The following is a 10,693-nucleotide window of genomic DNA, read 5'->3' as shown; positions in this document are numbered from 1 at the left end:
ATCCAAACTCAAACCACCCGCCACACACGCCGCAGCAACCTCACCCTGCGAATGACCCACCACCGCATCCGGAACCACACCGAACGACCGCCACACCTCCGCCAACGACACCATCACCGCCCACAACACCGGCTGCACCACATCAACCCGCGCCAACAAACACTCCGAACCCAACGCCTCCACCAACGACCACTCCACATACGGAGAAAGAGCCCGCTCACACTCCGCCATCCGCCCCGCAAACACACCCGACCCACCCAACAACCCCACAGCCATCCCCACCCACTGCGAACCCTGACCCGGAAACACCAACACCACACGACCGTCAACCGTGCGACCGCCGTCCCACCCTCCCGAGTTGTCGTCGGCCATCTGGCCGAGCAGGGCGTGGAGTTGGTGCCGGTCTCCGATCAGTGCCTTCCGGTACTCGAAGGCGGTGCGCGCGGCCAGGGCGGACCCGATGTCGCGCGAGCCGGGTACGGGGCTGTCGTCCAGGTCGTCCAGGTGGCGGCGTAGGCGGTCGGCCTGGGAACGCAGTGACCGCGGGCTCTTCGCCGACAGCAGCCAGGGCACCGCCGGCAGGGGGGTGCGTTCGGCTGTCGGGCCGTCGTCTTCAGGGGGGGTGTGTTCGAGGACGGTGTGGACGTTGGTGCCGCTCAGGCCGAAGGAGGACACTCCGGCCCGGAAGAGGCGACCGTGGGGCGGCCAGGGCTGCTGCTCGGTCACGAGGGCCAGCGCTCCGCGCGTCCAGTCGACGTGGCCGGAGGGCCTGTCGGCGTGCAGAGTGCGGGGCACCTGCCCGTGCTGCATGGAGAGCACCGTCTTGATGACCCCTGCCACACCCGATGCCGCCTGGGCGTGGCCGAGGTTGGACTTGAGGGAGCCGACCAGCAAGGGCCGGTTGGCGGGCCGCCCCTGGCCGTAGGTGGCCAGCAGGGCCTGGGCCTCGATGGGGTCGCCGAGAGTGGTGCCAGTGCCGTGCGCCTCCACCACGTCCACCTCGGACGCCGTCAGCCCCGCGTCCGCGAGAGCCGCACGGATCACCCGCTGCTGGGACGGGCCGTGGGGGGCGGAGAGGCCGTTGCTGGCGCCGTCCTGATTGACAGCGGAGCCTCGTACCACCGCGAGTACCGGGTGTCCGTTGCGGCGGGCGTCCGACAGACGCTCCAGCAGCAGTACTCCGACGCCCTCGCCCATGCCCATGCCGTCCGCGTCCTCCGAGAACGCCTTGCAGCGGCCGTCCTCGGCGAGTCCCCGCTGACGGGAGAAGCTGATGAGGGCGCCGGGGGTCGCCATCACGGCGACGCCGCCGGCCAGGGCGAGGGAGCAGTCACCGCCGCGCAGCGCCCGGCCTGCGAGGTGCATGGCGACGAGTGAGGAGGAGCAGGCCGTGTCGATGGTCACCGCGGGGCCTTCGAGGCCCAGAGTGTAGGCGACCCGGCCGGACACGACGCTGGGTGCGCTGCCGGTGAGCAGGTGGCCGTCTCCTTCCTCCGACTGGGCGACCACGGCCGCGTAGTCGGCGTAGTTGACGCCGGTGAACACTCCGGTGCGGCTGCCACGCAGGGCGGCCGGGTCGATGGCGGCGCGTTCGATAGCCTCCCAGGTGGTTTCCAGGAGGAGTCGCTGCTGAGGGTCCATGGCCAGGGCCTCGCGCGGCGAGATGCCGAAGAACTCCGCGTCGAAATCGGCCGCGTCGTGGAGGAAACCGCCCCGCCGGGTCGTCGAGGTGCCGGGGCGATCGGGATCGGGGTCGTAGAGGGCTTCGATGTCCCAGCCGCGGTCGGTGGGGAAGTCGGAGACGGCGTCGCCGCCGTCGGCGAGCAGACGCCACAGGTCTTCGGGGGTGCCAATGCCTCCGGGGAAGCGGCAGGCCATGGACACGACCGCGATCGGCTCGTCGTCGGGCGCGGGCCAGTGTGCGGCGGGGGCCGGGTCGGCGGGGCGCGGCTCGGTGGCCTGTCGGCCGAGCAGTTCGGCGCGGATCTCCCGGGCGAGCGCGGTGGACGACGGGTGGTCGAAGATCAGGGTGGACGGCAGCCGCAGTCCGGTGGCGGTGTTGAGCCGGTTGCGGAGTTCGACTGCGGTGAGGGAGGCGAAGCCCATGTCCTGGAAGGCTCTGCCGGGCCGGATCGCGTCCACCGTGGGTTGGCCGAGGACGGCTGCCGCGTGGGTGCGGACCAGGTCGAGCAGCAGGCGGTGCTGTTCGGATTCGCCGAGGGAGGCGAGCCGTTGGCGCAGCAGTGCGGCGGCGGGCATCTCCGAGTCGCCGGTCGCGGCCTCCAGGGCGCGGCGGGCTTCGGGGACACCGGTGAGCAGCGGGCTGGGGCGGGTGGAGGTGAAGACGGCGGCGAACCGCTCCCAGTCGACGTCGGCGACGGCGAGTACGGTCTCGTCGTCGCCCAGCGCCTGGCTCAGGGCGTGGACGGCGAGGTCGGGGGCGATCCGGGGCAGGCCGTGCTGCTCCAGTTTGAACAGGTCGGCGCCCTCCGGGGCGATGCGGTCCTGCCAGGGGTTCTCGGCCTGCCAGATGCCCCAGTCGACGGTGGTGGCGGTGAGGCCGCGGGCCCGGCGGTGCTGGGACAGGGCGTCGAGGTAGGCGTTTGCCGCGGCGTAGGCGCCGTGGTCGCCGCTGCCCCAGACTCCGGCGATCGAGGAGAACAGGACGAAGGCGTCGAGTTCGCGGTCGAGCAGGGCGTCGAGGTGTTCGGCGCCGGCGGCCTTGGCGGCGACGATCTGTTCGAACGCGGACATCGGTGTGCCGTCCAGGGGGGCGAGCGCGACGAAGGCGGCCGCGTGGACGACCGCGGTGACCGGGTCGCCCGCCGTCTCCAGGCCACTGAGCAGCGCCGCTACCGCCTGACGCTCCGCCAGATCACAGACGGGCAGGGTCAGTCGTACGCCGAGGGCGGCCAGCTCCGCGGCGAGCTCGGCCGCGCCGGGCGCATGGGGGCCACGGCGGCCGGGCAGGACGAGGTGGGTGGCACCGCTGCGGGCCAGCCAGCGTGCGAGGTGCGGGCCGACGGCTCCGGTGCCGCCGGTCAGCAGGACGGTGCCGCGGGGCCTCCAGGACTTCGCCCGACCGTCGCTCCGGGGGGCACGCCGGAGGCGGCGGGCCAGGAGGCCGGTGGGGCGCAGGGCGAGCTGGTCCTCGCGGCCGACGCCATCCGTGCCGGGGGCGGAGGCCGTCAGTACGGCGGTGAGCCGGGTCCTGGCGCGGGCGTCGAGCTCGGGCGGCAGGTCGATGAGTCCGCCCCAGCGGGCGGACAGTTCCAGCGCGGCCACCAGTCCGGTGCCCCAGACCAGTGCCTGGCGGGGGTGGGTGACCGGGTCGTCCGGGCCCGTGGACACGGCCCCGGCGGTGGCGCACCAGAGGGGTACCGCAAGGGCGAGGTCGCCCAGGGCCTGCACCAGTGCGACGGTGAGTGCCGTCCCGGTGGGCAGGGCCGGGTGGTCGGGGTGGGGCTGGTCGGCGGCGGCCAGCAGCGACAGCGCGCCCGTGGGGACGCGGTCGCCGAGGGCGCTGGCGAGCGTGTCCGCGAGGTCCGTGCGGCGGACGGCGTCGGCCGTGAGTTCGGCCGTGACGACGGTGGCGCCCGCTTCGGTGAGTGCGAGCAGCGGGCCGCGTACCTGTGCGTCGTCCTCGTGTCCGGCGGGCAGGACGACGAGCCAGGTGCCGGCAGCGGGGGTGGCGGCCGCCGGGTCGGGCAGGGGCTGCCAGCCGACGCGGTAGCGCCAGGAGTCGATGACGCTCTCGTCTCGCCGCTGTTTGCGCCAGCCCCGCAGGGCCGGCAGTACGGGGGTGAGGGCGTCCTCGTCCACGGCGAGGTGGGCGGCGAGCTCGGCCGGGGCGTCGTGGTCGACCATGTGCCAGAAGGCCGTGTCGTGCGGGTCGGCGGCGGCCGGTCCGGTGTCGGGCACCGCCTCCGGCTCCAGCCAGTAGCGCCGCAGTTGGAAGGGGTATCCGGGCAGGGCGGTCGGGCGGGCGCCGGTGCCGGCGTACACCGCGGACCAGTCGACGGCCGCGCCCGCCACCCACAGTTCGGCGGCCGAACGCAGGGCCCGGCGCAGTCCGCCGTCGTCGCGGCGCAGGGTGCCGACGACCACGGGCGGCTCCGCGGCGCCGGTGGCCTCGGCGGCGTCCTGGAGGGCCGTGGTCAGCACCGGGTGCGGCGACACCTCGACGAAGACCTCGTGGCCCTGCCCGACCAGGGAGCGTACGGCCGCGTCGAAGCGGACGGTCCCGCGGAGGTTGCGGTACCAGTAGTCGGCGTCCATGGCCGTGGTGTCGAGCCGGTCGCCGGTGACGGTGGAGAACAAGGGAGTCCGGGCCGGGAGAGGGCGTACGCCGGCCAGCGCGGCCAGCACTTCGGACCTGATCCGTTCGACCTGGGCCGAGTGCGAGGCGTAGTCCACGGGTACGGACCGGGCCCGTACGCCCTGTGCGGCGCACTGGGCGAGCAGTGCGGCGAGGGCCCGGGGCTCCCCCGAGACCACCACGGCGGCGGGCCCGTTGACGGCGGCCACTGACAGCTTCTCGGCCCAGGGAGCGATCTCGGCGCGGACCCGGTCCTCGGGCAGCGACACCGCGACCATGCCGCCGAGTCCGGCCAGCGCCCGGATGGCCCGGCTGCGCAGGGCGACGACCTTCGCCCCGTCCTGCAGGCTCAGCGCTCCCGCCACCACGGCAGCGGCGATCTCGCCCTGACTGTGCCCGACCACGGCGTCGGGCCGGATGCCCCAGGACTCCCAGTGCGCGGCCAGTGACACCATCACCGCCCACAGCGCCGGCTGCACCACGTCCACCCGCTCCAGGGAGGGTGCCCCGGGAGCACCCTCCAGGACGGCGGGAAGCCGCCAGTCGACATGGGCGGAGAGGGCGGCGGCACAGGCGGCGAGGTGGTCCCGGAAGACGCGGCTGGTGGCGAGCAGGTCCCGTGCCATGCCGGCCCACTGGGAGCCCTGGCCCGGGAACACCAGTGCCGTCCCGCCCTCGACGACCCTGCCGGTTCCCGCGACGACGTCAGCGGGGGTGGCCGAGGCTGGGCCGGTGGGCAGGTCCGTGCCCGGTCCGGACAGGGCGGCGAGCCCGTCCAGCAGTGCGGGGTGCCCGTCGCCGATCACCACGGCCCGGTGTTCGAAGGCGGACCGGGTGGCCGCCAGCGAGAACCCGATATCGGCCGGCCGTGCGGGTGCGTCCGTGGCGAGCCGGGCGCGCAGCCGGGCCGCCTGGTCACCGAGCGCGGACGCGGTGCGGCCGGACAGCACCCAGGCCAACGCGCCCCCGGACGCGCCCGTCGGCTCCGCCGACGGCCCGGGCCCGGACGCCGGACCGGCCCCCGCGCTCGGCCCGGCCACGATGTCCGGCCCGTCGGTCACTGTTTCCGGTCCGTCGGCCGGTTCCGGCTCCGGTGCCTGTTCGAGGACGACGTGCGCGTTGGTGCCGCTCATGCCGAACGAGGACACCCCGGCTCGGCGAGGCCGGTTGACGGCGGGCCAGTCACGGGCCTCGGTGAGGAGTTCGACGGCGCCCGAGGACCAGTCGGCGTGCCGGGTGGGCGCGTCCACGTGCAGGGTTCGCGGCAGGGCAGCGTGCCGCAGCGCGAGGACCGTCTTGATGACCCCGGCGACCCCGGCGGCGGCCTGGGTGTGCCCGATGTTCGACTTCAGCGACCCCAGCCACAGCGGACGTCCGGCGGGCCGGTCCTGGCCGTACGTGGCCAGCAGCGCGTCGGCCTCGATCGGGTCGCCGAGAGTGGTGCCGGTGCCGTGCGCCTCCACCGCGTCGACCTCGGAGGCGGACAGTCCGGCGTCGGCGAGGGCGGCCCGGATGACCCGCTGCTGGGAGGGTCCGTTGGGGGCGGTCAGGCCGTTGCTGGCGCCGTCCTGGTTGACGGCGGAGCCGCGCAGCACGGCCAGCACCGTACGCCCGTTGCGGCGCGCGTCCGGCAGCCGTTCCAGCAGCAGCATCCCCACGCCCTCGCCCCAGCCGGTGCCGTCCGCGGCCGCCGCGAACGGCTTGCAGCGGCCGTCGGGGGACATCGCGCCCTGCCGGCTGAACTCGACGAACACCGCCGGGAGCGCCATCACGCTGACCCCACCGGCGAGCGCGAGCGAGCACTCACCGGCCCGCAGGGCCCGCGCCGCGAGGTGCAGCGCCACCAGCGAGGCCGAACAGGCGGTGTCCACGGTGACGGCGGGGCCTTCGAGTCCGAGCGCGTAGGACACCCGCCCGGACATCACACTCATCGAGTTCCCCGTCATCAGGAACCCCTGGACGGCTTCGGCGGCGCCGGAGCCCAGCGTGGCGTACCCCTGGTCGATGGCCGCGGCGTACACCCCGGTACGGCTGCCCCGCAGGGTGAGCGGGTCGATACCGGCCTGCTCGACGGCCTCCCAGGACGCCATCAGCAGCAACCGTTGCTGCGGGTCCATCGCGACCGCCTCGCGGGGCGAGATGCCGAAGAAGTCGGGGTCGAAGTCCGCCGCACCGTCCAGGAACGCCCCCCGCCCGGGTACCGTGCCGCCGGAGGGCCAGGCGGTTTCCCAACCCCGGTCGCCGGGGACGGGCGCGACGGTGTCGCGGCCTTCGGCGAGCAGTTCCCACAGGTCCTCCGGGGTGCGGACACCGCCGGGGAAGCGGCAGCTCATCGCCACGATCGCGATCGGCTCGCTCGCGCGGGCCTCGGCCTCCCGGAGCCGCTGCCGGGTGTCCCGCAGGTCGATGGTCACCCGGTTGAGGTAGTCGCGCATCCTCTGGTCGCTCACTGGACACCGCTGCTTTCGTCTCGGGCTGCTCGGGTCTCGTCTCGGGATGTGCGAGGCGCGCGGGCCGGTGCCCTGGTCATGTGGATCCCAACTGCCGGTCGATGTAGTCGAACACCTCGTCGTCGCTGGCCGCCTCGATCAGGTCGGGGGCCAGGTCGTCCACGTCGCCCGTGGGGCGGGCGGTGGTGGCCGGTGTCCCGCCGGGCCGCGGGCGGGACAGCATTCCCCCTATCCGGGCGGCGAGCTCGTCGCTCAGGCATTCCGGCGGCAGGGCATCGAGCAGGGTCTCCAGGGTGTCGATCCCGGCCCGGACCGCCGCGTCGCCTGTCGGGCTGGCGGCGGTGGTCCGCTCGGCGAGGTGGCGGGCCAGTGCCTCCGGGGTGGGGTGGTCGAAGACGAGCGCGGCCGGCAGCCGCAGCCCGGTCGAGGACACCAGCCGGTTGCGCAGTTCGACCCCGGTGAGGGAGTCGAAGCCGACGTCCTTGAACGGGCGGGCCGGGCGGATCAGGTCCGGCGAACTGTGGCCGAGTACCGCCGCGGCGTTGCCGCGCACCAGGTCGAGCAGGGTCCGGTACAGCTCGGCCTCGGGCAGCTCGGCGAGCTGCCGCGCCATCGAGCGGGCCGGTGCCGCGGCGGCGCCGGTACGGGCGGGACGTACCAGGCCGCGGAGCACGGCGGGCAGCCGGTCGTCCGCCCGCAGCACGGACGGGGCGATCCTGGCCGCGAGCCGGTAGGCGTAGGGGGAGTCCAGCGCCGCGTCGAACAGGGCCAGGCCCTCCGCCGAGGTCAGTGCGCCCGCCCCGGCGCCCCGGCCCGCGGTGACCTCGGCGGTCATCTCGCTGCGCTCTTCCCACAGGCCCCAGCCGATGGACAGGCCGGGCAGTCCTTCGGCCCGGCGTTCGGTGGCGAGGGCGTCGAGGACCGCGTTGGCGGCGGCGTAGTTCGCCTGCCCGGCCGCGCCGAACTGGGCGGCGCCCGAGGAGAACAGGACCAGGGCCGCGAGGTCGAGGTCACGTGTGAGTTCGTGCAGGGCAAGCGCCGCGTCCGCCTTGGGCCGCAGGACGCGGTCGAGCCGGTCCGGGGTCAGCCCGGCGATCGTGGCGTCGTCCAGGAGACCGGCCGCGTGGACGACGGCGGTCAGCGGGTGCGCGGCGGGCACCGCCCCGAGCAGGTCGGCGAGCGCGGCGCGGTCGGCGACGTCGCAGGCGACGACGGTCACCGACGCCCCGAGCCTGGTCAGTTCCCGTACCAGTTCCGGCATTCCGTCGGCGGAGCCGCCCCGGCGACCCGCCAGCAGCAGGTGCCGGGTGCCGTGCGCGACGACCAGGTGCCGGGTCAGGAGCCGTCCCAGGGTGCCGGTGGCCCCGGTGACCAGGACGGTCCCTTCGGGGTCCGGCGGAGCGGGCAGCAGCAGGACGTTCTTGCCGACACCCCGGGCCTGGCTGAGTGAGCGCAGGGCGGCCGGGGCCTGCCGGACGTCCCAGCCGGTGGCGGGCAGGGGATGCAGCACTCCCTGCTCGAACAGGCCCAGGACGTCGGCGAGCATCTCGCCGACACGCTCCGGACCGGCCTCCATCAGGTCGAACGCCCGGTAGCGCACCCCGGGGTGCTGCCGCGCGACTGTCTCGGGGTCTCGAACGTCGGTCTTTCCCATCTCCACGAACCGGCCGCCGTTCGGCAGCAGCCGCAGACCGGCGTCGACGAACTCCCGCGCCAGGCTGTCGAGTACGACGTCGACGCCCCGGCCACCGGTGGCCGTCAGGAACTTCCCGGCGAATTCCGTGGTCCGGGTCGAGGCGATGTCTCCGTCGTCCAGCCCTCCGGCCCGCAGGACGTCCCACTTGGCGGGGGAGGCGGTCGCGAACACTCGCGCACCGGCGTGCCGGGCGAGTTGCACCGCCGCCATGCCGACACCGCCGGCCGCAGCGTGGACCAGTACCGATTCCCCGCGCCGCAGTCCGCCGAGATCGAACAGACCGTAGTAGGCGGTGAGGAACACCACCGGCACGGATGCGGCGCGGGCGAAGGACCAGCCCGCGGGTATCCGGGCGACGGTGCGGCGGTCGGCGACGGCGGTCGGGCCGAACGCACCCCCGAAGACCCCCATTACCCGGTCCCCGGGCACCAGGTCGTCCACACCCGGGCCCACCTCGATGACGGTTCCGGCGCCCTCGCTGCCCAGTCCCTGCTGTTCGGGGTCGGGGTCCAGTCCGAGCGTGGCGATGACGTCGTGGAAGTTCACACCGGCGGCGCGCACCGCGATCCGTACCTCGTCCTTGCCCAGCGGGGCGAGGGCCTCGGGAGCGGGCTCCGCCGTGATGTCCTCCAGGGAGCCCCGGCCGTCGGTGGTGAGCCGCCAGGCGGCGCCGTCCGGCAGGGACAGCGTGTCGTCCGGCCGTCCGCCTCGGACCAGGCGCGGCAGCAGCGGCGGGCCGGTCCGCAGTGCCAGCTCGGGTTCCCCGGCGGCGAGCGCCGCGGTCAGGGCGTCCGCCGGCTCGCCGGTCCCGGCCGCGTCGATGAGGACGAAACGCCCGGGGTGCTCGGCCTGCGCGCTGCGCACCAGACCCCACAGCGCGGCTTGGGCGGGCTCGACGGGACGGTCGACCGGTCCGGTACGTACCGCGTCCGTGGTGAGCAGGGCCAGCCTGGCCGCGGCGAACCGCTCGTCGGCCAGCCACTGCTGTACGAGGGCGAGGCCCTGGTGTGCGGTGGCGCGGACCCGGTCGGCGGAATCGGGCAGGTCCGGCGTGGCGACGGTCGCCACGATCACCTCGGGGAGGGTGGCGCCCGCTCCGAGGGCAGCCCCCAGGGCGTCGAGGTCCTGCCATGACACCGCGCCCGGGAAGGCACCGCCGAGGGCGGCCCAGGTGGGCACGGCGCTGCCGGCCGGTTCGGTGGCCGGGGTCCAGTCGAGGCGGTACAGCAGGTCGGCGTGGGCGGTCGCGGAGAGCGGCCCGCCCTCGGCCGGCGGCCTCAGCAGCAGGGACTCCACGCCGAGCACCTGCCGGCCGGACAGGTCGTGGACGTGCAGGGTCACGGCCTCCGGCGCGTCGGCGGCGAGCCGTACGCGCAGCATGGTGGCCCCGGTGATCCCGCAGGTCACACCATTCCAGCTGAAGGGCAGCCGGGCCCGACCGTTCTGGTCGGGCAGCAGTGCGGCGATCTGGAGGGCCGCGTCCAGCAGCGCCGGGTGCAACACGCATCCGGCGGCGTCGGCGTGCTGCGGCTCCGGCAGCGCCACCTCGGCGAACACCTCACCGCCGCGGAGCCACGCGGCACGGATACCGCGGAAGGCGGGGCCGTAGTGGTGGCCGGCCTCGGCGAAGCGCTCGTAGAGGTCGCCGGTGTCCACGGGTTCGGCACCGGAGGGCGGCCAGCTCAGCAGACCAACCGCGGCCGGGTCCCCGGCGGGCCGGGGTGCCAGGGTGCCGGTGGCGTGCTCGGTCCAGGGCGCGTCGGCGTCCCGTGCCGTACGGGCGAACACGCTGAGCCCCCGCCGACCGTCGCCGTCGAGCGCGGCGATCCGGAGCTGTAGGTGGACGGCTCCCTCGTCCGGTAGCACCAGCGCCGATCCGAGGGTGAGTTCCTCGACCACCGGGCAGTCCGTCTCGGCCCCGGCACGCAGTGCGAGTTCGAGAAAGGCGGTGCCGGGGAAGAGGACGAGGCCCGACACCGCGTGGTCGGCGAGCCAGGGGTGGGTGTCCAGCCCGATCCGGCCGCTGAGCAGCAGCTCATCGGAGTCCGCGACCTGCACCGCCGCACCGAGCAGCGGGTGTCCGATCGTGGCGAGACCCGCCGAGGCGATGTCCCAGCTCTTGGTCGGAACGTCGAGCCAGTAGCGGTTGCGCTGGAAGGCGTATGTCGGCAGTGCGACGCGCCGCGCCCCCGGGAACGCCCCCGACCAGTCCACCCCCAGCCCGCGCTC

2 protein-coding genes are annotated in these 10,693 nt (G+C 74.7%); both read right to left on the bottom strand.

The window, feature by feature from the left end:
• Window positions 1-6,753: type I polyketide synthase (locus H300_RS28410; RefSeq protein WP_037981361.1), on the bottom strand; the 6,753-nt coding region annotated here is incomplete at its 3' end.
• A gap of 91 nt (window positions 6,754-6,844) precedes the next feature.
• The coding region (locus H300_RS0121075; protein ID WP_028428977.1) for an SDR family NAD(P)-dependent oxidoreductase at window positions 6,845-10,693 on the bottom strand (3,849 nt) is incomplete at its 5' end.

This window comes from Streptomyces sp. TAA040 (assembly GCF_000424845.1).
This window is presented reverse-complemented; position numbering and strand designations above follow the sequence as displayed.